Source organism: Roseovarius faecimaris, from assembly GCF_009762325.1.
GTDB lineage: Bacteria > Pseudomonadota > Alphaproteobacteria > Rhodobacterales > Rhodobacteraceae > Roseovarius > Roseovarius faecimaris.
Genome location: NZ_CP034348.1, coordinates 430,465 through 451,946, shown reverse-complemented (window position 1 = coordinate 451,946; position 21,482 = coordinate 430,465). Strand labels below are relative to the sequence as shown.

At 56.9% G+C, this 21,482-nt stretch carries 31 protein-coding genes and 1 tRNA gene; 13 read left to right on the top strand and 19 right to left on the bottom strand.

Features of this window, described 5'->3' with window-relative positions:
• Nucleotides 1–90: 90 nt before the first annotated feature.
• The 4 genes from EI983_RS02535 to EI983_RS02520 all read right to left on the bottom strand — a co-directional run bounded on the left by EI983_RS02535 (nucleotide 91) and on the right by EI983_RS02520 (nucleotide 3,001).
• A complete protein-coding gene (locus tag EI983_RS02535) occupies nucleotides 91–903 on the bottom strand; it encodes a glycosyltransferase family 2 protein (RefSeq protein ID WP_157705716.1) in 813 nt (270 codons plus the stop codon).
• Nucleotides 900–1,316, bottom strand: a complete 417-nt coding sequence (locus tag EI983_RS02530) for a GtrA family protein (protein ID WP_157705715.1) — start codon at nucleotides 1,314–1,316, stop codon at nucleotides 900–902. The genes EI983_RS02535 and EI983_RS02530 overlap by 4 nt, the downstream gene beginning before the upstream one ends.
• Entirely contained in the window at nucleotides 1,313–1,789 is a 477-nt protein-coding gene (locus EI983_RS02525) for a hypothetical protein (RefSeq protein ID WP_157705714.1), read from the bottom strand. The genes EI983_RS02530 and EI983_RS02525 overlap by 4 nt, the downstream gene beginning before the upstream one ends.
• An 85-nt stretch (nucleotides 1,790–1,874) precedes the next feature.
• Nucleotides 1,875–3,001 (bottom strand): IS3 family transposase gene (locus tag EI983_RS02520; RefSeq protein WP_157705713.1). Its coding sequence is split into 2 segments (ribosomal slippage): nucleotides 1,875–2,737 and nucleotides 2,737–3,001, totalling 1,128 coding nucleotides; the frame shifts between segments, so codons are not numbered across the junction.
• On the opposite strand from EI983_RS02520, the gene EI983_RS19510 reads away from it, so the two are divergent.
• Nucleotides 2,898–3,524: an endonuclease domain-containing protein gene (locus EI983_RS19510; RefSeq protein ID WP_157708957.1), complete on the top strand. Its 627-nt coding sequence runs from the start codon at nucleotides 2,898–2,900 to the stop codon at nucleotides 3,522–3,524. The genes EI983_RS02520 and EI983_RS19510 overlap by 104 nt on opposite strands.
• A 49-nt stretch (nucleotides 3,525–3,573) precedes the next feature.
• Nucleotides 3,574–4,685 (top strand): IS3 family transposase gene (locus EI983_RS02510; protein WP_157705712.1). Its coding sequence is split into 2 segments (ribosomal slippage): nucleotides 3,574–3,829 and nucleotides 3,829–4,685, totalling 1,113 coding nucleotides; the frame shifts between segments, so codons are not numbered across the junction.
• A gap of 442 nt (nucleotides 4,686–5,127) precedes the next feature.
• Here the strand turns inward: EI983_RS02510 and EI983_RS02505 are convergent.
• From EI983_RS02505 to EI983_RS02470, 8 genes are all read right to left on the bottom strand, one after another.
• On the bottom strand, nucleotides 5,128–5,994 hold the full coding sequence (locus tag EI983_RS02505; protein ID WP_157705711.1) for a transglutaminase family protein: 867 nt from the start codon (nucleotides 5,992–5,994) through the stop codon (nucleotides 5,128–5,130).
• A 272-nt stretch (nucleotides 5,995–6,266) separates the two neighbouring features.
• Nucleotides 6,267–6,788: a hypothetical protein gene (locus EI983_RS02500; RefSeq protein ID WP_157705710.1), complete on the bottom strand. Its 522-nt coding sequence runs from the start codon at nucleotides 6,786–6,788 to the stop codon at nucleotides 6,267–6,269.
• Between the two features lie 70 nt (nucleotides 6,789–6,858).
• Nucleotides 6,859–6,996, bottom strand: coding sequence for a hypothetical protein (locus EI983_RS02495; RefSeq protein WP_157705709.1), 138 nt, complete (start codon nucleotides 6,994–6,996; stop codon nucleotides 6,859–6,861).
• A gap of 173 nt (nucleotides 6,997–7,169) precedes the next feature.
• On the bottom strand, nucleotides 7,170–8,276 hold the full coding sequence (locus tag EI983_RS02490; protein WP_157705708.1) for an alanine/ornithine racemase family PLP-dependent enzyme: 1,107 nt from the start codon (nucleotides 8,274–8,276) through the stop codon (nucleotides 7,170–7,172).
• Between the two features lie 11 nt (nucleotides 8,277–8,287).
• Nucleotides 8,288–9,487 carry an N-acetyltransferase DgcN family protein gene (locus tag EI983_RS02485; RefSeq protein ID WP_246162246.1) on the bottom strand — a complete coding sequence of 400 codons (1,200 nt, stop codon included), beginning with the start codon at nucleotides 9,485–9,487 and terminating at the stop codon, nucleotides 8,288–8,290.
• Between the two features lie 89 nt (nucleotides 9,488–9,576).
• Nucleotides 9,577–10,461 (bottom strand): hypothetical protein, encoded by an 885-nt coding sequence (locus tag EI983_RS02480; protein ID WP_246162245.1) that lies wholly within the window; start codon nucleotides 10,459–10,461, stop codon nucleotides 9,577–9,579.
• Nucleotides 10,400–10,753 (bottom strand): hypothetical protein, encoded by a 354-nt coding sequence (locus EI983_RS02475; RefSeq protein ID WP_157705707.1) that lies wholly within the window; start codon nucleotides 10,751–10,753, stop codon nucleotides 10,400–10,402. The genes EI983_RS02480 and EI983_RS02475 overlap by 62 nt, the downstream gene beginning before the upstream one ends.
• Nucleotides 10,750–11,064 carry a hypothetical protein gene (locus tag EI983_RS02470; protein ID WP_198389361.1) on the bottom strand — a complete coding sequence of 105 codons (315 nt, stop codon included), beginning with the start codon at nucleotides 11,062–11,064 and terminating at the stop codon, nucleotides 10,750–10,752. The genes EI983_RS02475 and EI983_RS02470 overlap by 4 nt, the downstream gene beginning before the upstream one ends.
• A 236-nt stretch (nucleotides 11,065–11,300) precedes the next feature.
• Here EI983_RS02470 and EI983_RS02465 point away from each other — a divergent pair, with 236 nt between their 5' ends.
• Nucleotides 11,301–11,717, top strand: coding sequence for a hypothetical protein (locus tag EI983_RS02465; RefSeq protein ID WP_157705706.1), 417 nt, complete (start codon nucleotides 11,301–11,303; stop codon nucleotides 11,715–11,717).
• A gap of 169 nt (nucleotides 11,718–11,886) precedes the next feature.
• Nucleotides 11,887–12,087: a hypothetical protein gene (locus EI983_RS02460; RefSeq protein WP_157705705.1), complete on the top strand. Its 201-nt coding sequence runs from the start codon at nucleotides 11,887–11,889 to the stop codon at nucleotides 12,085–12,087.
• A 55-nt stretch (nucleotides 12,088–12,142) separates the two neighbouring features.
• On the opposite strand, the gene EI983_RS02455 is transcribed toward EI983_RS02460, so the two are convergent.
• Nucleotides 12,143–12,874, bottom strand: a complete 732-nt coding sequence (locus EI983_RS02455; protein ID WP_157705704.1) for a Crp/Fnr family transcriptional regulator — start codon at nucleotides 12,872–12,874, stop codon at nucleotides 12,143–12,145.
• Nucleotides 12,875–13,022: 148 nt separating this feature from the next.
• Here EI983_RS02455 and EI983_RS02450 point away from each other — a divergent pair, with 148 nt between their 5' ends.
• Nucleotides 13,023–13,259, top strand: a complete 237-nt coding sequence (locus EI983_RS02450; protein WP_157705703.1) for a hypothetical protein — start codon at nucleotides 13,023–13,025, stop codon at nucleotides 13,257–13,259.
• 47 nt (nucleotides 13,260–13,306) lie between these two features.
• On the opposite strand, the gene EI983_RS19405 is transcribed toward EI983_RS02450, so the two are convergent.
• Nucleotides 13,307–13,441 (bottom strand): hypothetical protein, encoded by a 135-nt coding sequence (locus tag EI983_RS19405; RefSeq protein ID WP_281356451.1) that lies wholly within the window; start codon nucleotides 13,439–13,441, stop codon nucleotides 13,307–13,309.
• 256 nt (nucleotides 13,442–13,697) lie between these two features.
• On the opposite strand from EI983_RS19405, the gene EI983_RS02445 reads away from it, so the two are divergent.
• Complete coding sequence (locus EI983_RS02445; protein ID WP_157705702.1) at nucleotides 13,698–13,904, top strand: cold-shock protein; 207 nt, start codon at nucleotides 13,698–13,700, stop codon at nucleotides 13,902–13,904.
• A gap of 152 nt (nucleotides 13,905–14,056) precedes the next feature.
• Nucleotides 14,057–14,737 carry a hypothetical protein gene (locus EI983_RS02440; protein ID WP_157705701.1) on the top strand — a complete coding sequence of 227 codons (681 nt, stop codon included), beginning with the start codon at nucleotides 14,057–14,059 and terminating at the stop codon, nucleotides 14,735–14,737.
• A 195-nt stretch (nucleotides 14,738–14,932) separates the two neighbouring features.
• On the opposite strand, the gene EI983_RS02435 is transcribed toward EI983_RS02440, so the two are convergent.
• Complete coding sequence (locus tag EI983_RS02435; RefSeq protein ID WP_157705700.1) at nucleotides 14,933–15,565, bottom strand: tyrosine-type recombinase/integrase; 633 nt, start codon at nucleotides 15,563–15,565, stop codon at nucleotides 14,933–14,935.
• Between the two features lie 534 nt (nucleotides 15,566–16,099).
• Here EI983_RS02435 and EI983_RS02430 point away from each other — a divergent pair.
• From EI983_RS02430 to EI983_RS02405, 6 genes are all read left to right on the top strand, one after another.
• Nucleotides 16,100–16,285, top strand: a complete 186-nt coding sequence (locus EI983_RS02430) for a hypothetical protein (RefSeq protein WP_157705699.1) — start codon at nucleotides 16,100–16,102, stop codon at nucleotides 16,283–16,285.
• 321 nt (nucleotides 16,286–16,606) lie between these two features.
• Entirely contained in the window at nucleotides 16,607–16,762 is a 156-nt protein-coding gene (locus EI983_RS02425) for a hypothetical protein (RefSeq protein ID WP_157705698.1), read from the top strand.
• A 361-nt stretch (nucleotides 16,763–17,123) separates the two neighbouring features.
• Nucleotides 17,124–17,780 (top strand): hypothetical protein, encoded by a 657-nt coding sequence (locus EI983_RS02420; RefSeq protein WP_157705697.1) that lies wholly within the window; start codon nucleotides 17,124–17,126, stop codon nucleotides 17,778–17,780.
• 101 nt (nucleotides 17,781–17,881) lie between these two features.
• Nucleotides 17,882–18,094: a helix-turn-helix transcriptional regulator gene (locus EI983_RS02415; RefSeq protein WP_157705696.1), complete on the top strand. Its 213-nt coding sequence runs from the start codon at nucleotides 17,882–17,884 to the stop codon at nucleotides 18,092–18,094.
• A gap of 78 nt (nucleotides 18,095–18,172) precedes the next feature.
• Nucleotides 18,173–18,409 carry a hypothetical protein gene (locus tag EI983_RS02410; RefSeq protein WP_157705695.1) on the top strand — a complete coding sequence of 79 codons (237 nt, stop codon included), beginning with the start codon at nucleotides 18,173–18,175 and terminating at the stop codon, nucleotides 18,407–18,409.
• A complete protein-coding gene (locus EI983_RS02405) occupies nucleotides 18,409–19,500 on the top strand; it encodes a tyrosine-type recombinase/integrase (protein ID WP_157705694.1) in 1,092 nt (363 codons plus the stop codon). The genes EI983_RS02410 and EI983_RS02405 overlap by 1 nt, the downstream gene beginning before the upstream one ends.
• A gap of 41 nt (nucleotides 19,501–19,541) precedes the next feature.
• Here the strand turns inward: EI983_RS02405 and EI983_RS02400 are convergent.
• From EI983_RS02400 to EI983_RS02385, 4 genes are all read right to left on the bottom strand, one after another.
• Nucleotides 19,542–19,616, bottom strand: a tRNA-Phe gene (locus EI983_RS02400).
• A gap of 82 nt (nucleotides 19,617–19,698) precedes the next feature.
• Entirely contained in the window at nucleotides 19,699–19,890 is a 192-nt protein-coding gene (locus EI983_RS02395; RefSeq protein WP_157705693.1) for a DNA gyrase inhibitor YacG, read from the bottom strand.
• A complete protein-coding gene (locus EI983_RS02390) occupies nucleotides 19,887–20,906 on the bottom strand; it encodes a ribonuclease E/G (RefSeq protein WP_157705692.1) in 1,020 nt (339 codons plus the stop codon). The genes EI983_RS02395 and EI983_RS02390 overlap by 4 nt, the downstream gene beginning before the upstream one ends.
• Nucleotides 20,903–21,481: a Maf family protein gene (locus EI983_RS02385; RefSeq protein ID WP_157705691.1), complete on the bottom strand. Its 579-nt coding sequence runs from the start codon at nucleotides 21,479–21,481 to the stop codon at nucleotides 20,903–20,905. The genes EI983_RS02390 and EI983_RS02385 overlap by 4 nt, the downstream gene beginning before the upstream one ends.
• Nucleotide 21,482: the final 1 nt, after the last annotated feature.

Genomic DNA, 21,482 nt, shown 5'->3' with positions numbered 1-21,482 from the left:
CAGGGACCCAGTTATCCTGAATTTTAACATGGTGATCGTCACGTCCATACTCATCGTTTGCTTTTTGCGGGCAATGACCTGTACGCAGTGTTAGGGGTCGTAACGGCCGCAAGCGGCGGCCAGGGTCTGGCACAGGATCGTCCAGCGTGCCCTGAAGCCGGATATCTTTGTCGGAGTCGGTCCGGCATCCGGATAGCTGCGGTCCACTGGAACCTCCGTGACGGCGTAGCCAAGCTGACCGGCACGTTTGGTCAAATAGAACAGCAATTCATAATTGGAAAAGACCTCACGAAATGGTGCCACTTTCGGGTCAAGCAAGAAGCACCACGAATAGGCCCGAAAGCCGTTGGTCGTGTCGGTCAGCCGCTTACCGCCAGCAAGGCTGAGAATTGGCGCATGCACGAACCGGTTTCCCAATTCCCGGTCCAGCGGCGTGTTCATTGCCCGACCGCCGGTGGCGTAACGTGAACCTTGCGCGTAATCTGCGCCATCTTTCAGGGCGGTCACGAAGCGATGCACTTGGTCGACCCGGTCCTTGCCATTTCCGTCCATCGTGACGATTCCGGAATAGCCCTCGTCAAGACACCATGCATAAGCCATGCGCAATTGGGCGCTCAGTTTGCCCGACCCCGTCTTGGTCAGCAACGCACGCGCGCCGACCTGATCCAGAATACCATCGTTGAGCGACCCGTCGGTCGATCCGCCATCCGCGACTACCAGATCCACCGGTGGCTGGACCGCCTCGAACTCGCGCAGTTGGTTGCGAATCTTTTCTCCCTCATTGATGACTGGGATCACGAGCGCGTAATCTGCCTGCTTGGGCCCAAAGACAGTGATTTCGTGCGCCGGTAATTGCCAGTCCCGTCTGCTATCCGAAGGCGGTGTGTTTGAGGTAGAACTCATTCGTTATCCTGTTCAGTCACTTCATTCCGAGCGGGACGGAAGATCAGGGTGAGCGACAGCGCGAAATTGACAAGGAACGTCACTGCGGTTGCTGCGATTAGAGTGATCAGCGGATATGGTGCCAGCGCGGGCACCAATTCGAACCATGCCACCAGCGCGATACGCAGACCGGCCGCCACCGTCTGCAGCGCCAGGTAGGCCGTGAATCCCCGAAGGCTCCGGCGCGATCCAGAAAAGGTCCAGCGCGCGTGCTGCACATAATTGAAGGCCGCGGCCACGCTGAAACCGATCAGCGCCGCAAGCGGAAGGGCGACCCCGGCCATCGTGTGAACAAGCCAAGCTATCGCGACATCAATGCACAAGCCCATTAGGCTGACGAAGAAAAAAAGCGTGTACTGGCCAAGCCCGCTCATACAGCCTGCCGCCCGACGACCAGTCGGCCATGAGCCGCCGCACACTCCGGAAGGTTTTCCCGAATTGCGCTGAACAGGTCATAGATATTGTCGATTTTCCCGCCCAGAACGGTGGTGACCCGGCTGTCGGAATGTCCCTTGTGAAATATGATCGGACGAGAATCACTGATTTTTGAGGCTGTAGGAATTGCTTTCGCCTCGAAGATCGAACCGCGCTCTACGCTTTGCGCCATGCAAGGCAAGTAGCGCTGGGAATCTGCTATCATCTGGCGTGCATAGGACGGCCGTTGTGCGCGCTCGAGCACTTCGTAGGGTGAGACCGGATACTCACTGGATTGCCAGCGGATCTGGGGCGTGTAGCGCACATGGCTGAGCGAATAGCAACCTTGGGGCGGATAGGGCATGGTCGAGAAATACGCGCCGTCCATGACCGTTATTCCGATATCACCCAGAACTTCTGGGGGATCTATCATGACAAGTTCGGCAAGCTCGAACTTCAGATCAACCTCGGGTAATCCCGAGCGTGGCGTGCCCCCTTCGGGTGGTCCGGTTTAATTGTTAGTGCATCGTGGGCCTCTGGTCCATTGGAACGATGCTTTTGGGCGCGGGTGGGCGGTAACCCAATGCGCTGTGGGGTCTGACCGTGCTGTAGTGGACGCGCCATTGCTCGATCAGGATTTGAGCCTCGCGTAAGGTATAGAAGATTTCGCCGTTGAGTAGCTCGTCGCGGAAACGGGCGTTGAAGCTTTCGCAATATCCATTCTCCCAAGGCGACCCTGGTTCGATGTAGGCCGTTTTTGCTCCGACGGCGGCGATCCAGTCTCGCACCTTCTGAGCGATAAATTCTGGTCCGTTGTCGGATCTTATCCACTCCGGCGGGCCACGCAGGATGAACAGGTCGGTCAGTGCATCCAGCACATCGGTTGAGTTGAGTTTGCGATCGACGCGGATCATCAGCGCCTCCCTGGTGTATTCGTCGATGATGTTGAGCGTTCGATAGACGCGCCCATCAGCGGTTCGATCCTGCACGAAGTCATAGGACCAAACGTGGTTCGGTCGTTCGGGCCTGAGACGCACGCATGATCCGTCGTTCAGCCAAAGCCGCCCTTTCTTCTTCTGTTTCTGTGGAACCTTCAGCCCTTCACGCCGCCATATCCGTTCAACCCGCTTATGATTCACACACCACCCAGCGTTGTTCAGCAAACCAGTGACCATGCGATACCCATAGCGCCCGTACTGGTCGGCCAGCTCAATGATGTCGTCGGTCAATCGCGCTTCATCAGCACGGCCTTGGGGGACCTTGCGCTGCGTCGATCGATGCTGCCCAAGTGCGCGGCAGGCGCGGCGTTCAGACACGCCAAGCTCCTGCCGCACATGGTCGACGCATTTCCGGCGACGCGAAGGGCTCAGAAGTTTCCCTTTGCGGCTTCCGTCAGGATGAGCTTATCCAAGGTCAAATCGGACACCGCTCGACGCAGCCTTTGGTTCTCTTTCTCCAGCTCTTTCAGACGGGCAAGCTGAGACCGCTGCATCCCGCCATAGAGCTTTCGCCATCGATAGAACGTCTGTTGCGTCACGCCGATTTGGCGCACTGCCTCGACAATCGTCGCGCCTTGCCCCTGCAGAACTTCAACCTGTCGAAGCTTCGAAACAATCTCTTCGGGCTTCTCTCGTTTTCCAGCCATCGCTGATCCTCCAATTTGCGGGATAATCTATCCCAGTTGGTGGACCACTTTCAGGGGGCTACTCCAGGAGGCATGGTTCGCGCGACGCGAAGGAAAGCAGACCTTCGCCAAGGGCACAAAGAAGGTCAAAAAACTTCCGGCAGCGCAAACTGGTCGGCGAGTATACGTCATCGGTGAAAAGAACTTCCACGACCATGTTTTTCAACGCAGTCACATAGAGAAATATGCCGACTATCGGCGCGCCAACCCGACGCCGGCGGAGAGAGAATTTCTTCGATTTCTAAATGAACTGAACAACGGTGTGCTGCGCGGAAAGTTCGTAAGAGAACACATTATAAGCGGGAAGTGGATCGTAGACTTCTACTTTCCAGAAATTCGGTTGGCGGTCGAGATAGATGGATCGGTTCATCTAACGGGGATTCAAAAACGAAGGGATGCCTTGAAGGACGCCGATGCTAAACGCTTCGATATAACTGTCCTGCGTCTGACAAACGGAGAGGTTGCAGGTGACCTGCTCCCCTGAAAAGTCCTCGAATTTTGGTTAACCTGTTCTCCAACTGAGGAGACAGACGATGAAGAGAAGCCGTTTCAGCGAAGAGCAGATCATTGGCATTCTGAAGGAGCATCAGGCCGGTCTTGGTGCGAAGGAGCTGTGCCGCAGGCATGGGATCAGCGATGCGACTTTCTACAAATGGCGGTCGAAGTATGGCGGCATGGAAGTGTCCGATGCGCGGCGTTTGAAGACGCTGGAAAGTGAGAATGCCAAGCTGAAAAAGATGCTGGCCAAGCAGATGATGGATGTGGCGACGCTGAAAGAGATGCTCGGAAAAAACTTCTGAGGCCCGGTTCGAGGAGGAATGCTGTGGACTGGGCGATGAAGACTAAGGGTTACAATCAGAGGCGCGCCTGTGCGTTGGCCGGGATCGATCCACGTGTATATCGCCGGACGTCGAAGCGTCCGGCGGACACCGTGTTGCGCACAAGGATGAAAGAACTGGCCTCTGAGCGGCGTCGGTTCGGATATCGCCGCCTACATATCCTGCTGAAGCGTGAAGGCTGGGAGGTGAACTGGAAGAAACTGTACCGGCTCTACCGCGAAGAAGGGTTAACTGTTCGTAAACGGGGCGGACGCAAGCGCGCAGTGGGCACCAGGACGCCCATGGCGATCCCCCAAGGCCCAAACCAACGTTGGTCGCTCGACTTCATGTCGGACGCACTTGAGGATGGGCGACGGTTCCGCGTGTTGAACGTCATCGATGACTTCAGCCGGGAATGCTTGGCCGCCGTGGTGGACACATCCATCGGCGGTACGCGTGTCGCCCGTGAGCTGGATCGGATCGCAGAGCTGCGCGGTCACCCTTGCCTTGTGGTCAGCGACAACGGGACCGAACTCACGTCGAACGCCATACTGAAATGGCAGGAAGACCGCAAAGTCGATTGGCATTACATCGCACCCGGCAAGCCAATGCAAAACGGCCTGGTCGAAAGCTTCAACGGGCGGATGCGTGAAGAATGCCTCAACGAACACCTGTTCCCGTCTTTGCGCCATGCCTGCCGCATGATTGCGGCATGGCGCAAAGACTACAATCATCACCGACCACACTCGAGCCTCGACGGGCTCACTCCGTGGGAGTATCACCAGCGGTCAAGAGAGGACCAAACCCTGAACAGAGCTAACTTATAAACGCGGACTCCAAGGGGAGCAGATCACCGTGATCCGCGCAGCGAGGGGCTGTGTCGGATCATGCGCGATTCGCTCCATCTCTAGAAGAAGAGAATGGTCAACTTGACGTTCCGCGCATCGATCTGCCGCAAACTTGCCCTTCACTTTAAGGTCGGCTTTGGGCTCGGCCTGCACCTTCGCGGCACGATCCACGAACGGCGAGTCTGGGAGACGCGACCGTTCGCTACGCCGCAAACGAACGAGAAAGTCGCGGACAAAGCGGACTTATTCTCTTGCAGCTTTCGCTGACGCAGAAACCGCTCGCATCTGCGACATACGTTTCGCCGCGTTGCAGCCATTTTCGCCGAAGCGGTCTTTTGCCCTACCAAAAATGGCACCCGGACAAACCGTCCGAACGCCGCATGATAGTCGGCGAATGGATGTCCAGTTCTTACCAGCGTAATCACTGATCCTCAACACGCACAACCACCTCCATCGAGAGCAGATCGTTACCTTCTCCCTGGAAGCTGCCGGTTACCGGAGCGACCTGTGATATGTTCCGCGCAACGGCCACCGGGATCAGGTTGGCCGACCCTACTGACCTGTTCGTTGGGTCGAACGGGATCCAACCGGCCCCGGGAACGAAGACTTCGACCCATGCATGCGTAGAACCCGAGCCAGCAGATCCGCGTCGATCATCACTGGGGTCGTAGAGGTAGCCGGACACCAGACGAGCCCCGAATCCCAGCGTTCGGATAGCCTCGGCAAAGAGGACCGCAAAGTCGCGACACGAACCGTAGCCCCGGTCGATGGTTTCGAGTGGTCCTTGCGTGCCTTCGCTCTCGCGGATCTCATATGCGATTTGAGCTGTGATGCCATTGCTGATGTCCTTTAAAAGCGACAGCGTATCCGTTGGCCTGCGCATCACGAATTGTTCGACCCAGTTTGACAAGCGCCCTTCGTGGTCTTGGTATTGTGGCGCAGAAAGCGCCCCGAGATCTGTCCAGTCTTCGGTGGAGTAAAGGAACGGGTAGGACGTCGCAGAGGCCGCAATCGGGAAGACAGGCCAGTCGGGCGCGGTGAGGACAGCGGTCGTGTGGGACCGGATCGAAAGCCCATCCGTCGTGACATCAAAGTTGGCGATGGCAATAGCGTTTCCGGCGACATCGTGGGACCAGTCGATGCGGGCCTTCGGCGTGATTTCAAGATCGAAAGCCGTCAATGCGAGGTCCCGCGTTTCACGAGGACGCAACATCAGCCTGTGCGGTCCAAGGACCACGGCGGCGCGATAACGATAGGTGGTCGTGTGTGCGATCGTGATCGTCGGCATGCAGCAGACCTAAGTCGACCGACCGCCGGAGCGAGAGCGACCTTTGCTGACGCCTTCGGGCACTGCCGCGCGCCATGCTGTCGTACCTTTGCCTCTTGCACAGATGCGCTGGCCGAAGCCTTCGCTCCAGAACGAAGCATCACAACGCAAGCAAAATCGCAGCTTCGGCACATCGCCGACCGCGCGGATGGGGCGATCCATCAGGGTGTCTTCGACTTTTGATCGCATCAGATCCTCGCGTTCATTTGGCCCCTGAAATTACGCTTTCAAGGTCAATCGGAAACGGATGACATGCGCGGTCGGCATGGCATCCCTTCGTTTTCGGCGTCATGAATTTTCGAACGGTCCGGCAACCGCTTCTGTTCGGTTCCGGTTTCAGTCTTGGTATCGAGGACATCCTTGTCTGTCTTTGTCGTCCGGGTTCCCGAGTAGAGATGGCGCAATTGCGCCTCGGACACCCCGTCTGCCTGCATGACGAGTTGCACCATCGGATCGGCCAGCATCTCTTCGAGAAAGACCTGTGAGAGGTCCTTGCCGGACTTTTTGTCTTTCGCGCGGGCATGGTCGAGATCGACCAGAGACACAGAAAGGCTTCGCGTCAATCCCGGATGGGACAGGCGTGGATGCAGATGGACCACGACAGAGGCCTTCCAGGCTTGAGGGTCCTTGTGATCAGGTGGTGAGGCGAGTTCTGTCTCTATATCATACTCACCGGCGGGAAGCGTTTCGTCGAAGCCGGGAAGTTTGAAAGGCCGGTCAAAAACCGCGACGGTCTTGGCTGTTTGGTCGTCCATTGCGTTTGATCCTTTCAATTGAGCAGTTTTTCACGACATTGAGCAAAAACAGCCTCTTCGGGTGCCTGCTTCAGGTTTTTTTCGGACCCGGAGAACCCGGTTTCGCGGCAGTGTCCGGCGCCTTGATTGCCGGTTCTTTTTTCGACGGTTCCGCAGGTTTGGATTTCAGTGCGGCAGCAGCTCTGGTCGTCAGGTCTTTGAAAGACATGTTCTTCATCCTTTCTGGGATTCTCCGCAGGAATTCCCGGGCCCCGAACAGGCTCGAAATCTTGAATGCGGCTTATTTTTATATGTGTATTGACCGGTCGTTTTACTATGGCGCGGTGTAAAACAAGTTGGCGAGATATGACGTTCAAAGGCTCCGGGTCGATCTTTTGGAGGTCAAACTAGTGTCAAGACAGAGTGGGACTCTCGATTTCGGGAACTTCCCCTCATCATTTTCTTGCAATGAACAATCTTTGCGACATCTGGGGCGCTCATCGCCCGCGTGAGGGCGCCATAGTTCATGCCCATTTTCATCTCGGAGCCGACGGACATGGTGGAATTGGATGTGCCGATAACGGTGTGATCGCTGGTCGCGCCGATAAATGCAATTCCTGGAGGAAATGTAAGACCGCTAGCGTCGGTGTCCTGCTGTCCGACAGCAAGTATAATACGCGTTCTGTAGGCATCACTCTGAACCAATTTGAGCATCCCAAGCTCCGGAGCAATTGACGCATGTGGTCTTGCGCTCGGTTTGACCCTTGTTTCGATCACCTCGGCAAACAGGGTAAACGCGTCCGTATGAAGTCCAGTGATCGGTTGCCCTGTCACAGGGTCGGTGCCCAACAGGATCGCCTCACCCAGTCGCAGGTTGTTGACCCGCCCGGTCGAACCTTCGCCTAGTGCCCATGGCAAATTGGCCGAGCCGCCGCCTGACACAAGCTCTACCAAAGGTCCGCAGGCACCTTTGACCTGAGTTGCCAGTCGCGAGAGCATGGCCATGTCGCGGCCTGTCGGTACCACGTTGCCCATGCAGGCGAAATTTGCAGCAATGCCTTTGAGTGCAACACCGGGTGTGGCGATAACCCGAGTGACGAAGTTATTAAGGTTCTCTTGTAAAATGCCTTCGCGCATATCCCCCGTTTCGATCATCAGTATTAGATTGTGCGAGGTACCCAGTTTCTTTGCGGCTGCGCCAAGCTTCAGGATCGTGTCGATCTCAGTGTTGTAGCTCGCGTCACAATGCTGGATGACGTCTTTCATCTCGCTCAGCAGCGGCGCGCGGATCATCGAAATTGGGTAATTGATCCCCGCGGTCCGCATCCGAAAGAGGTTTGCGATGCGGGCGTCGGCCAGACCGACAACGCCACCGTCCAGCATCGCCTCGGCCACGTCAGGATGCCCGCAGACGGCCTTGGTCACGCCGGTGACCGAGATTCCACGGTCGCCAAGGCGGCGGACGAGACATCGCGCGTTAGCCTGGATCTTGCCCAGATCAATTTCCACTCGCGGCGAGGTCATTCCGCGGCCGCGAGAGGTGCGGGCCGCAACTGCGGAAAGGCGGCCAAGACCATGTCGCCCAGGTGCACTTCCGGCCGGGTCAGCGCGTCCGTCACCGGAATGCCAAGATCCCGTGAAAGACTGTCGATTGCACGATCGACCTCGGTGCCCGTCATCGCCTCGTGATTGAGTGTGATACCAATCACCCGAGTGTCAGCAAAAGCTTCGATGAGGGCGATTTCGCTTCTCGGCCCGGGCATCGGCATGCCGGGAAAGTCGCAGCGATGAGCGCGTTTGGGCGCATGTTGAAGTACAACACCGTGCGGCTGGCCGCCGCGAAGAATGAATGCTGACGTGCAAAAAGCCGGGTGGCTGAGCGCACCTTGTCCTTCGATCAGGATGACATCGGGTTCGTCGCCGCGAGACGCCGCGACAATCACGCGTTCAAGTTCCCCGCAGCAAAACTGCGGTGGCACGGCGTCCATGGCGATGCCGTATTTTGCGCCCTGCATAAATCCCGTCTGGCCGGTGCCGACGAGGACGGTCTTGATACCACGCGCGTTCAGTTCCCTGGCCAGAATGGTCGCTGTCGTCCGCTTGCCAATTGCACAATCCGTTCCGAGTACGGCAATGCGGATTGCCTTCCCCTCGGACACGCATCCGTCAAAAAGACGCATGTCCTTGCTTGGTCGGGGTTTGCGAATATCTCGGATCGTCACGTTGGCCGCATCAGCGGCGTTTGAAATCTCGGGATCATCGCCAAGGTATTCGTGGAGACCGCTGACGATGTTCATGCCGAGCGCGATGGCATCCAGCACGATCTCTCGATCAGTCGGTGACATCTTCCCTTTAGAGGGGGCCATCCCATAGATCAACGTGTCTGGGATACTTGCTTCACGCGCAATCGCAGCCTCAATATCTTCAAGGACGGGGATGCCGTTACTCACATTGTCCAGCACTTGCCCGCTGTCGCGCCCTTCAAGTCTGCTGTCTATGACCGAAAGAATGCGGTAGGCTTGGCTGTGACGGACAAGCCCGTTTGCGGTTTTCCCGTCGATCTGCCCGAAGTTCCCCTCGCAATAGACAATCGCTGTGGGCACCCCTTTTGTTACTTCTTTGCTGGTGTGAGATCGACGGGAAGCGGACAGGTCAAGCGGGGCTTGCGGCCCCATGCTTGACAGCCTTGTCATCGTGTTTTCTGCATTGTCCGTTTCCATGATTATTCCTTTGCCGAGCGGGTTTTCCCGGGTCCGATCACATGAAGCATTCGGGCGGGTGAGCCGTGTTTCAATTTGGATTGCGAGCGCTAGTCGTTCAGGACGCAACGCCCTCGCGAGCGCTGAAAATTCCTATGGCACTCCCACCCGTTTCCCGATCGGTTGAGATGCGCATTTTCGGGGAGGTCGATCTCTGTGCAGCCGCCGTCGGACTCTGCAAAGCCGCGATTACACTTCCAGCCTGGGCCATAGCTTGCATCGTCGAAATAAGCATTCTCCGGGACGACAACAGCCTCGCAGGTGTCATCGCGTTCGAAGTAGCCCCGCTCACATGTCCAGGGCTGCCCGTATCCGGAGCCATTCAGAAAGGCGTTCTCCGGGACCGCGATTGCGACGCATGTGTCGCCTTCGATCTGGTAGCCACGGTTGCAAAGCCAAGCGGCGCCATAAGAGTCAGCCGACAGATACGCATTGTCCGGCACAACGACTTCGATGCAAATGTCGTCGACCTTCATGTAGCCACGAAGGCAGCTCCATCTTTGTCCCGACGGGTCGAGATAGCCGCCTTCGGGAACGACGACCTCAAAACAAGCCGCGTCATCGACCTCCTGAAATCCGTGCAGACACTCCCAGCCCTTGCCATAGGTCCGGTTGGTGGCATAGGCGTTCTCCGGAACGATGATGGCAAGACACGCATCGCCGTCACGCCGGTATCCACGATCACACTCCCATCCCTCGCCATAGCTTTTGGGCCGCGCATTCGCGGGCATCGGGGCCGATTGAGATTGGGCGAAAGACGGCGATCCGATCGCGATGAACGCGACAAAGGCGAGCGCAAGGAATTCCGTGAAAAACACCGTGGCGAGCACGCCTAAGGCGCTCTTGGACGAAACAGGCGACAGTTTTAGGTCATTACGATGCATCAAGGTCGAGACCTTCGATGCATGCCTGTGCCAGATCGCGGTTCGGGCCATCTGTTCCGGGCATCGTCACCCAGCCGGTTTCCATAACAGCTTCACGCCGCTTGAATGACGATGCCTCGCGGATCGTAGCCAGTTTTGCAACGCGTTCATTGTCGGTGCGGGACATATCGAGGCACAAGGGCACAAGCGCCGCGATCACTTCCTCTTTCGCCATCTTGTTGGCCATCTCCTCTGCGCCGCCACCGGTCATCCAGCCGCCCCAGGAAAATCCAACGATGCCGACAAACGCCGCGCCAAGAAGCGCGCCGTAGATGCCGGGTTTCAGCCATTCAGGTGTTGTCATGTCGTGTCCTTTTGCGGGGAAAGCGCCGCTTCGCTGTCATTGGTGGTTTCGGAGAGGGCTCGATCACATGCCATCGCATGTTCGAGTTCCTCGTTTGTGGTCATTTGCATCGTCGTTTGACCCGCATTGCTGCCGCGTCCCCGGACCATCAGGTAAGTCGCGGTGCGCCGGTAAGCCTCGAAGCTGAGGCCTTGTATTAGTTCTTCCTCAACAACGATTTCATACGTTCCGGCCGGAAGCTCCTGCTGGCTTTCGCCAATTGTGAAGTCATTTGATAACGTCACCATCGATCTGGTCGAACGCATGAACATCCCGGGTCTCCATTGAAAAGATGCTGGACTTTCCGCCGTCGCCGTCGTGGCGAACGTCGAAAAGAACGCCAAGGCAAGGCAATTGAGTGCACACTATCCGAACCCGCGCGGGATGAAGCTGATCGAGGTTAGCCCCCGTCCGGTTCTTTACTGTCAGGGTAAGAGGTAAAGCCGTTTCGCGGCTTCAGACACCTCCGTGCAAGTCTTCGCCTCAATCTAACGCCGAAAGGAAACCCATGTCCGCCTCAGACGTCCTTCACCCAGATGGCAGTGACTACGATGCCTTCCTCTTCGCGGAATTGGGGGAGGACCGAACCGGTGCAGCCGTGACGGTCTTGTCAGCTCTTGCACGCCTTGACCTCGAGCCGTGGACCGAGGCGCGTGAGCTTGCACGTTTGGCTCGGGAGGACGCGCAAGTTCGGCTGACAACGCATTTTGAAGCGATTACCGATATTCCGGCGCTGGCTTTGGCAAGCGAGGGCAGAGCGGCGAAGCTGGTTTTACTGCTGCCAAAACGCGCGCCGCTTCGCGTTTCGAAACCATGCGAAGCAGGCACCAACAACTCTCCTAAAATATCGATCTCATGGACAACGATGGCCCTCGTTGGATTCGTGGTTCTAACGTGGTTCTTCTATCTGGCTCAGACGGGCTAACCTGCGTCAGTGCAAGGACACCGAGAAACCGGTTAGGTGAACCAACCCACCGAAAGTCATGGTGGTTATTTCCGAGTAGCTCAGAGGCGCGGGGCACATGCAGTTCCTCAATAGAACTGTATGCATTCTGCGCCTCTTATTCTCGGACCGTCCAGGAAAGGACAATTCCATGAGTGTAGAAAACCAAACTGAGGAAAACCAGACCGTGAAACACATGGCTTCCGTCAAGGCTGCCTGGGACAAGGCACCCGAAGGCCCCAAGAAGGCCGCAGCGCTGAAGCACTATCAGGCCGCTGAAAAGGCACATGAAGCCGAAAACGACGAAGAGGCCCACAACGAGCTCAAGCAAGCGAGCCGCGCCTTGATGTAATGTCGGTATGGCCTGTGAAAAGACGACAGGGCCGCCCAAACTTAGGGCGGCTTTTTCACGGCAAAAGAGGCCGTGACTGATCGAGATAGGCCGGATCGAAATCCGCCAACGCAACCAGCCCCTCGTAGTCATCGAACGTGACCAGCCCGCTCTGAAACGAGACGAGCCCGCCTTCGCGGAGTTTGCGAAGGACGCGGTTGACGTGGATAGCACTTAACCCCAACGCATCCCCCAGATGATACTGTGTGAGCGGACAGGCATAGCCTTGCCGACTTCCCATACCGACAAGTGACAGTCTCACGCCAAGTTCCAGCAGGAAATGCGCCATGCGCGCATCCGCATTGCGCCGCCCCAGCCCAACCAGATGTTCGACAACCATCGCTTCGTCGCGCGACACGGCCCAGAGAACGGCTGTGGCCAGCCGGGGTGTCTCTGCGAAGGCTTGCAGAAGATCGCTCACCAGAACTTCCGCAGCCTCGATATCGACGATGGGTTCGATCCCATGATCTGATGTGTGCAAAAGAACGCTGCGCAGCCCCAGAAAATCCCCCGGTATCTGGAAATCAACAATCTGCCGCGACCCGTCAGGCTGGATCTTGTAAGAAACGACCCAACCCGACGCCAGGATGTAGGCCGCCTGTTCGGATTGGCCTTGGTGAACCAAATCGCGCCCTGCTGAGAAAGACTTCCTTCTCTGGTGCAAGCGTTCAAGAACGACCAGTTCAGTCTCCGACAGTGCAACGAACGCAGAAAGCTTTTGGGTGAGTGGACTGGCTTTGATGTTCATATCGGTCCCTCCCGAACCGGCGGGTACTCATAGAAGAATTCGGCGCCGAGACTGCTTTCGATCAGTACGGGATACCAAACTCTTTGTGAGTTTAGGACGATCAAGTCCCAACTCGGCCGTAATAGAACGAACGAAAGAGGAATGCCCGATGTCAGACCCACAAGACCCCGCAGGCATGGCAGCCTTCTCGATTTGCGAGGCCCTCCTACTTGCCTTGCAAGACAGCAATCTGCTGCCGGAGCGCGAGATTGTCGGCATTCTCCGCGATGCGGCAGCCACCCACGAAAATGCCCAAGGTCCAGAATTAGAGCGAAAATTACATACGGTAACCGCCAAGCTGATCAATGGGATCGTTCTTGGCGGCAACCTTTCGCAACGCTTGTAACGCCGACCCTCTTACGCTGGATAAGAGAAGCCTAAATGCTCAGCCTTTCAACCCGTTTTTGGGTCGGTGGGCTCGGTCTTTGCTTCAGAAGGTCGTTTAGTTGCAGTCTGCGATTTCGTATCTTTTTCTTGCGAGGCCTTTTTTTCGGCGGCCTCATTCTTCGCCAAGTCGTTGAACGACATTACGGCTTTCCTTTTCTGGCTGCCAGGGTATCCAGCAGCTTGTGATCTTTAGGGGATAAAAGCTCATTTGGCAAAGGAAATACTGGCGATCAGTTGGCCCGCACCTTGTAACTCAGCCGGGAGGCCACCACATATATATAGCTACTGAACTCCATTCGACCCTCTGTTTTCCTTTACCGGCTCACAGCGCTAGACACTGTTGTAAGAAGCCGGGCTGCCGCATGTCGCGGGCAGCGATCAAATAAGGAAAATTCACATGGCCAACGGCACAGTGAAATGGTTCAACACCACCAAAGGCTTCGGCTTCATTGCACCTGACACAGGTGGAAAGGATGTGTTCTTGCACATCTCCGCACTCGAGAAGTCGGGCATGACCACCCTGAACGACGATCAGAAGGTGACCTTCGACGTCGAGTCCGGCCGCGATGGCCGCGAAAGCGCAACCAACATCGCGCTCGCCTGAATTATGCAACGGGGCGCTCCTTTGGAGCGTCCCATCGCCCGACGGCCATTTGTTTCTTAGTTTTCTTCCACCGACTAACGCAGCAGTTCCATTGCCCGGATCGGTAACCACCGAACTGGCGTTGTGACTTGCCATCCTCAGGAGACCAGCCAATGTCAGTTTACACAGCGCCAAACAGATCAGATGCGGGGCGTGGCATCTTCAAGGGTATGTCCAAGAAATCGAAGGCCAAGGAGCCCAAGAAAGAAGCCGCTGCGACGATCCGTGTGGGCGAGTATGGTAGATATCAGATCAAGTCCGGTTATATCGCGGGTGTATACATGGCCCGGGCATTCCCAATGCCACCAACAAAGGCACGCGGTCTGATTGCCGAGGCAACTGGTGAGACTGAAGAGGCCGCAATCGCCGCGTTGCATTCCGCCATCGACGCGCGTGATATCCGCAGGAGCGAGGACCGCAGGACAGATCAAAGCACCGGGACACAGGTACCAACATCCGACGAATACGTTGAGGCCCTCAACACTGTAAAGCTGACAAAACCGCAGGGCGCCATGTTGATGGCGTTGTCACTGGCGGAAGCAGATGGGTTGACAGAGGAGAGGATCGCGAATGCGGGCAGCTACAAGTCCACTATCTCGGCAAGAAAGGCTCTAGCAAGCGCGGGTCGAACGATTGCTGGATATTTGTCTTCAGAGTCAGGTTCCAAGGTGCCTTCAACCAGTTGTGATGGAATGGCGTTAATTGGTTCTCGCGGTGTTTCCGGACACGAAGAGAAACCGGGGAACTGGATTCTGCACCCCGAACTTTGCGCCGCCATCCGTATCGCTACTTGAGCTAAAAGGGTTGGCCGTCTGAGTGATTGCCCACTTGGAGCTGGCAGCCAATTCACCCGACTTTATCTGGTCCGGGATGGTTATGGCGAGCGGACGCCAAATAGATTTTGGCGGCGCTGGTCATTTTACGTCAAACCTGATGCTTGCAGCGGGTCGGCCCGCAAAGGCGAGCGGCATCAGCCGCTCACCCAATGCCTAAAGGTCAATATTTTCGGCGATACTCAGCGCATCTTCGAGTTCAACTCCCAAGTAGCGCACCGTGCTGTCGACCTTTGTGTGTCCTAGCAAGAGCTGAACTGCGCGCAGGTTACCTGTTTTTCGATAGATCTCAGCAGCTTTGGTTCGGCGAAGCGAATGCGTTCCGTATCCGCTTGGTTCCAGACCAATCGACGACACCCAATCGTGCACCAACCGGCCATATTGACGGGTTGAGATATGCGGTCGATCGTGGAAGCGGCTGGGAAACATGAACGAGCAGGCCAACATCTCGGGTGACTTGACCCAAGCCAAGACAGTTTCCCTTGTGTTTTCCGTCAGTTCAAACTGAACAGGCCGCTTGGTTTTGCTCTGAATGACCGAAACACGTTCTCGGACGCGATCTTCTTTGACCAGATCGACCACAGAGAGCCTGACCAGATCACATCCACGTAGCTTGCTGTCGATGGCAACGTTAAATAGCGCCAGATCGCGAAGGTTGTTCGCCAGCTCCAGTCGCGCTCGGATGGCCCAAACCTGTTTTGGTAGCAGCGGTCGCTTCTGGCCGACGATCCGCCCCTTGTTCCAGGTTTTACGTTTCGGGGTAACAGCAGGAAGTTGGAATCGAGGCATGATTTGCCCTCCTTGCCGCCCTCCTAACCCAAGCATCAGCACCGCGCTGACGTTGGAATGCTACTCGCAATCCTGATTGTATCTGGCCTGCCACCCGCGGGTTTGTGCTCCAAACTTAGTAGCAGCCCGAATGAATGGCCGGTTTCACCGCCGCCTTCGCGCGCCAAAATCCAAGTGCCCGCAGCAATTTCCGTGCTGCGCGCGCGCGCAGCGAGGAATCATTACTTCCGCTGTGGGCTCTGGGTGTGAATTCACTGCCCCTTGCACGAACGTCCGGTGTTGGGGCCAAACGGGATCAGTGAACTTGAGTGCACCGCGATTTGGTCGCTGTGCATCGTCCCGAGTTTGTCGGAGACCATCTATATAGGTAAGGATGATGGTTATCTCAAAGATTAAAATGGGAAATCCTGAACCTCATTTAAACAATTAATAACAATAGGTTAATAGGATTTTTTTTACAAATCGGCAGGAAATCATTTAAGATTTAGCAGGAATGGCGGGAAAAACCCGGCATAGAACCCACGGGATCAATCTATGACCCACCCAACAAACTTCATCGAAATCATCGAACAAGCTGTTGCCGCATGTGAGGCTGGTGATGCGCACCAAATTAGAGCCCTAATGCAGGTCAATGACCATACGCTGCAAGCGCGGTATGAACGAGATGCGGCGGCGGCGGCATTGCGGATATTTGCGGACCACATAGAAGCCGCATCCTGACAATTGGCCTGAAACCGGGCCGCGCGGCCGTCCGGATTACCGCATGGTCTTACTCTTCCCAGCAAGTGATAGAAAGCGCATCGAGCGGCTCTGAGGCGCGCTAAGAATGATAAAGATTGGGTGGCAGCAAACCCCGAAGTGAACTTTAGTTCACCGATACTCCAGCTGCCTACTACCAAGCAAAGACGACACGTGAAACAACCAGTGCACCAAGGTTGGTTTCTGATGCTCTACTGCTAGAAAAGCAAGAAAGTCGAATGCCGACAAAGAAACACTTAAGTAAGCGATAATGAAAAGGGGGAGGGAGGGAAATCAGATGGCATGGGGGGCCTGGCAGAAGCTGCTGAGGCCGATGAAACCGCTCCGCCCGCCCCCGGCCCCAAGACGAGCCATGTCGCCGCGCTCTGGCGGCTGCTGAAGCCGCTCCAATTCAAGAAACCAGAACTACGACCCTATTCGAGCGCAGCAAAGCTTTGAGGGACTATGTGTCCGCACGCGACGATGGGCATTGCGAGCACTGCCGGGCACCCGCTCCGTTCATAACTCCCAAAGGTCAACCGTACTTGGGAGCCTACCCCATCCGCCATATGACTGATGGCGGGCCGGATGACCCGCGATATGTCATTGCCATCTGCCCCAACTGCCATCACCGCGCTCATTATGATGAAGACGTTGATGCACGAAGTGCAAAAAATGTAGCGGCATGTCTTGGCGATGGAAGAAAGGAACTGACGATTGCCTCCGTGAGTGTTTGCGTGCCTCCGGCGCTCGTCGATAATGAACCCAAGCGATTCGAAACGCAGTGACGCTGCCGGTAAGGTGGCGGTAAGGACAAGAAGTGCAAAACGGTCAGAAGATTGAAATCCCCTGGGGTGGCGAAGCAACACTAAAGGCACTTCAAAATTGCTTTGACAAAGGAGACTTGCTCGCGCCGCTCCAAGCCCTCAAGGCATCCAGAGACGGGCTGGCTCCACTGCCAGCATGGGCTCATCACACTTTCAGTGATCGATATGCAAAGCTCCTCTGCGGCAAGATTGACGGGTTGCACGATCCCGAGCAACTCTATCTCACAGGTCTAAAGACTAGCTTTCGCCAAACCGTTCGCGCTTCTGCCTACCAGTACGTCCGCGCCTGGCAGAGGCTCCCATTCCTTTACAAATGGATGCCACGGAAGACGATCAAGCTATGGTTCGAAGACCTGATTCAATGGCCCGGAGGAGGATATCTGGATGCTTTGCGGTATGCCAGAGAAGGGCTGAAGGATACAGACTTCGAGGCGGCCAGCCAGACAATTCGGCGGGATCGTTCAGGGCGCAAACCGCCAGTCCCTTGGGGTCGCTGGGAGGTCGAAATAGACTTGGGACTACGGGGACACGAAAGCAGCTTGTTTGGAATAGAAAGCGATGACGTTCCCCCGCACGTCGGGGCTATCTTAAAGATGCACCCACAAGTTCATCCGCTGAACCACATTCCCGGCGATAAGAGTAAGAAGTGATCTTGCGTGCCCTCGATGTACGTTCAAATTTATTCTGAGTGTATAGCACTGCTAAGGCAATCTATGCTTTGATGCTCCATGACGGAACATGGAGCGTCAGAATGAACTTCATCAACTTCGAACAGCTATCTGCGAAACTCGGCGGTCGGTCACGGACCAGCTTGTATCGTGACGTGAAACTCGGCCGCTTGCCAGCACCAATGAAAATGGGCCGTCGCGTATATTGGAATGAAGCGGAGGTTGACGCCGCGGTTCAGGAGTATCGCGTCGGCCAAGACCTGCATTCAGGCTCCAATATAGAGGCGGGCGCATGACCTTTGCAGGCAACACGCCCACGACCCACACTTCTTGGCGGAGTATGGCATGGCTGCCAAAATCGCGAGACCACACTAATGGCTAATGCAAACCTAAACATCTGCGTCCTTGAAAAGCGTTTGCTGAGCCAGACAGAGGCAGCGGCATACACCGGCCTACCCATCAAATACTTCAAGACAACTTGCCCGGTGCAACCGCTCGAAATTCGCTTGGGCACTAAGTCATGGGACAAGCGCGACTTGGACCGCTGGATTGATACGATGAAGGAAGGAGCTGAGATGGCCACGCAAGAAGCCATTCTTGGGAAGTTGTAATGACGCAAATCAGGGTAAAGGGTTTCAAGATTTTCAATGACCGGCACGGAAAACGGCGCTGCTATCATCGCGCCACGGGCCACAAGATTAACCTGGAAAAGACACCGCTGGGATCGGCTGAGTTTTTCGCAGAATGCGCCCGCATTGCGGCTATTGCTGAGACGAAGAAAGCGCAGGCCCCCAAGCCCGGCACTCTTGGTGGATTGTTAAATACCTATTTCCAGACTGAGCACTTTGGCAATCTGGCAGATGCCACAAAGCGCGACTATCGCAAATGCGCTGATTTCCTGCACCCGATCCGCGACACGCCGGTTTCCGCAATCACCACGCCACTTGTGTCGGGCATCCATGACAAGGCGGCGCGCAAGATCGGCTGGCGGCGGGCAAACATGGTCCGCACCGTCCTGAGCCAAGTTTTCCGCCATGTCATTCCGAAAGGATTGATCGATCGAGACTATGCAGCGGACGTCATTCCCAAGCCGCGTCCGAAGGATCGGCCCTATGCCAACCGGCCCTGGACGGTTGAGGAACGTGCCGTCGTGCTGGAAAGGGCCGCGCCCCACGTCCGGGCGGCGGTCGCGCTGATCATGAACACTGGCCTTGATCCGTCCGATGCACTCAAGCTGACCCGTCGCCAAATCGACGCCGACACGATCTGGGGCTTCCGGGGCAAGACCGGCGAAGAGGTTGCCATTCCCATCGGCCCAACGCTGCAAAAGGCTCTAGACGCAGCACCGATCCACGACGCGGTGACGATCCTTGCAACGTCCGCTGGGAGGCCTTGGACGTATAACGGCTTTTCGACGGTCTGGCACCGCTTCAAGAAGAAGCTGGAAGCCGAGGAAGCTGTTCAACCCGGCCTGACCCTCAAGGGGCTGCGGCATACGGTGGCCACGACGCTACGTGAGGCGGGGCTTGAGGAACGCCAGATTGCAGACCTGCTCGGGCAGAAAACCCCGTCTATGGCCCGCCACTACTCCCGGTCTGCGAACCTAGCGGACCGCAACCGGATAAAGATGGAGACGCTGGAAAAGGAGAACGAACGCAGATCAAAAGTTGTCAAACCCTTCCAGAAACCTGTCAAACCATGAAAGTCTCGGAAATGAATATCGAGCAATATCATATAATTGAATGGTGCCCGGGGGCGGAATCGAACCACCGACACGAGGATTTTCAATCCACTGCTCTACCCCTGAGCTACCCGGGCACGGGTGAACGCACGGGGGCGTTCGGGTGCTGGCGTTCTAGGCGAGGGAAATGTCCCTGTCCAGAGGGGTTTGACACTTTTTTCAATGCAGTTTGTCGACCTCGGGCGGCAGGCGCTCGATCTCTTCAAGCGCCTTCTCGAAATCTTCCGGGTCGGTCGAGGCAACGGCATAGTCTCCGCCCAGCCACTTTCCCAGATCCACATCGGCGCAGCGCTTGGAGCAGAACGGGCGAAAGGCCGTTTCCGTCGGTTTGCTACAGATCGGGCAACTCATGCCAATCTTCCCTTCAGCGGCAGGCGATCGCGTTTGCGTTGCAGCTCAAAATGGCCCAAAGGCGTCCAGCCGACAAGGGCCGTTTCGACATGATCAGCCTTGAACGCGGTGCGCAGCGCGCTTTCGAAGGCGCGGCGGTCTTTCTTGACCATCGGCGCCAGATCGAGGGTGATCTGCCCGCCCAGGCCACGCAACCGCAATTGCCGGGGCAGTTCCTTCGCTGCGGCCAGGTTGACCTTGAGCCCAGCGGCGGGAGAGGTGTCACCGCCCGTGTTTACATCCACGGCAATGAGCGCGCGCGTGGGTTCAATATACATCGCCCCCGACCCCAGTCGCACGAGATCACTGCCCAGCTCGTCAAGCTGGTCCAGCACGCCCAGCGCCTCAAAGCTGCCGGATTGCGTTGCGATTTCAGCAGGTTCCACCCATTCCCGCCAGGCCAGCGCGTGCGGGCCGTCACCCTCGGCCAGCAGCTCGGCATCGCCGGTTGCATCTGCAAGCACCGCCTGCGCCATGGAATGCATCGCACGGATATCTTCGGCAATGTCGTCCGCGTCGGCCTCGGCGCATGACGACCGCAGGATCAGGCCCATATCGCTGCCGGCCATTTCCTCATGGGCGATCTCCAGGAGCGCGTCGCGCCGATCGTCATCGCGGATACTGCGCGAGATATTCAGCCCCGGCGCCTCGGGCGTGACAATCGCATAGCGGCTCTTGAACAGAAGCCGCGCCGTAACAGGGAGCGCCTTGCCCGGCTCAGCATAGCCCGTCACCTGGCAGAGGATTGGCTGTCCGGGGGACAAGCCTTTGACCTGGCGCAGAAATCCGGGGCCATCCGGAGTGGTGACGAACATCCCCCCCTGCCCTTTCAAAGGGCGGGTCGCGGTGGCACGATAGATCGTTCCGGGGCGTGGCTGATCCGTGTCGATCAGAAAGTCCTGCAGGCGGCCATCGACGAGAAGGGCCGCGGCTTCGGTCTCACCGAGGTGATCAAGGGCGATTTGCCGGTTTTTCATGGACGAGCCTCATGGAGCGGATAGCCTGCGGCCTGCAGGAGATTTGCCGTCTCGGCAAGCGGAAGACCCACAACGGCGGTAAACGACCCCTGAATCCAGGGAATCAGCGCGCCAGCCGGGCCCTGAATGCCATAAGCCCCGGCTTTTCCGCGCCAGTCGCCTGTGGCGATATAGCAGTCAAGCTCTTGATCTGAAAGAGATTTCATTTTGACAACCGTCACAACATCCCGCTCCCAGAGCTGCTCTGCCCGGCGCAGGGCCACGGCGGTGATCACCTTGTGCCGGCGGCCTGACATGGCCCGCAGGAACACTTTGGCTTCGGCCTCGTTCTCGGGCTTGCCGAGAATGCGCCGACCGAGCGCCACGGTGGTGTCGGCGGTCAGAACGATATCGTCCGGGTCAGCCTTAACGGCCGCGGCCTTTTCGCGCGCCATGCGGATGCAATAGGGGCGCGGCAGCTCCCCTTTCAGCGGGGTTTCATCAATATCAGGCGGGCGGATATCGTCAGCCACAACACCAATCTGCGCCAACAATTCCTGTCGGCGCGGGCTGCCTGATCCGAGGATAAACTTCATA

Bases quoted from the DNA above. Each gene is read 5' to 3' on its own strand.
- EI983_RS02415 (WP_157705696.1), top strand. From the start codon at position 17,882: ATGAACTTCATCAACTTCGAACAGCTATCTGCGAAACTCGGCGGTCGG.
- EI983_RS02435 (WP_157705700.1), bottom strand. From the start codon at position 15,565: ATGCCTCGATTCCAACTTCCTGCTGTTACCCCGAAACGTAAAACCTGG.
- EI983_RS02485 (WP_246162246.1), bottom strand. From the start codon at position 9,487: ATGGAAACGGACAATGCAGAAAACACGATGACAAGGCTGTCAAGCATG.
- EI983_RS02495 (WP_157705709.1), bottom strand. From the start codon at position 6,996: ATGTCTTTCAAAGACCTGACGACCAGAGCTGCTGCCGCACTGAAATCC.
- EI983_RS02385 (WP_157705691.1), bottom strand. From the start codon at position 21,481: ATGAAGTTTATCCTCGGATCAGGCAGCCCGCGCCGACAGGAATTGTTG.
- EI983_RS02500 (WP_157705710.1), bottom strand. From the start codon at position 6,788: ATGGACGACCAAACAGCCAAGACCGTCGCGGTTTTTGACCGGCCTTTC.
- EI983_RS02525 (WP_157705714.1), bottom strand. From the start codon at position 1,789: ATGATAGATCCCCCAGAAGTTCTGGGTGATATCGGAATAACGGTCATG.
- EI983_RS02455 (WP_157705704.1), bottom strand. From the start codon at position 12,874: ATGAACATCAAAGCCAGTCCACTCACCCAAAAGCTTTCTGCGTTCGTT.
- EI983_RS19405 (WP_281356451.1), bottom strand. From the start codon at position 13,441: ATGTCGTTCAACGACTTGGCGAAGAATGAGGCCGCCGAAAAAAAGGCC.
- EI983_RS02530 (WP_157705715.1), bottom strand. From the start codon at position 1,316: ATGAGCGGGCTTGGCCAGTACACGCTTTTTTTCTTCGTCAGCCTAATG.
- EI983_RS02430 (WP_157705699.1), top strand. From the start codon at position 16,100: ATGACCCACCCAACAAACTTCATCGAAATCATCGAACAAGCTGTTGCC.
- EI983_RS02470 (WP_198389361.1), bottom strand. From the start codon at position 11,064: ATGTTCATGCGTTCGACCAGATCGATGGTGACGTTATCAAATGACTTC.
- EI983_RS02535 (WP_157705716.1), bottom strand. From the start codon at position 903: ATGAGTTCTACCTCAAACACACCGCCTTCGGATAGCAGACGGGACTGG.
- EI983_RS02425 (WP_157705698.1), top strand. From the start codon at position 16,607: ATGGGGGGCCTGGCAGAAGCTGCTGAGGCCGATGAAACCGCTCCGCCC.
- EI983_RS02460 (WP_157705705.1), top strand. From the start codon at position 11,887: ATGAGTGTAGAAAACCAAACTGAGGAAAACCAGACCGTGAAACACATG.
- EI983_RS02440 (WP_157705701.1), top strand. From the start codon at position 14,057: ATGTCAGTTTACACAGCGCCAAACAGATCAGATGCGGGGCGTGGCATC.
- EI983_RS02405 (WP_157705694.1), top strand. From the start codon at position 18,409: ATGACGCAAATCAGGGTAAAGGGTTTCAAGATTTTCAATGACCGGCAC.
- EI983_RS02390 (WP_157705692.1), bottom strand. From the start codon at position 20,906: ATGAAAAACCGGCAAATCGCCCTTGATCACCTCGGTGAGACCGAAGCC.
- EI983_RS02475 (WP_157705707.1), bottom strand. From the start codon at position 10,753: ATGACAACACCTGAATGGCTGAAACCCGGCATCTACGGCGCGCTTCTT.
- EI983_RS02395 (WP_157705693.1), bottom strand. From the start codon at position 19,890: ATGAGTTGCCCGATCTGTAGCAAACCGACGGAAACGGCCTTTCGCCCG.
- EI983_RS02450 (WP_157705703.1), top strand. From the start codon at position 13,023: ATGTCAGACCCACAAGACCCCGCAGGCATGGCAGCCTTCTCGATTTGC.
- EI983_RS02410 (WP_157705695.1), top strand. From the start codon at position 18,173: ATGGCTAATGCAAACCTAAACATCTGCGTCCTTGAAAAGCGTTTGCTG.
- EI983_RS02505 (WP_157705711.1), bottom strand. From the start codon at position 5,994: ATGCCGACGATCACGATCGCACACACGACCACCTATCGTTATCGCGCC.
- EI983_RS02480 (WP_246162245.1), bottom strand. From the start codon at position 10,461: ATGGCCCGAACCGCGATCTGGCACAGGCATGCATCGAAGGTCTCGACC.
- EI983_RS02445 (WP_157705702.1), top strand. From the start codon at position 13,698: ATGGCCAACGGCACAGTGAAATGGTTCAACACCACCAAAGGCTTCGGC.
- EI983_RS02465 (WP_157705706.1), top strand. From the start codon at position 11,301: ATGTCCGCCTCAGACGTCCTTCACCCAGATGGCAGTGACTACGATGCC.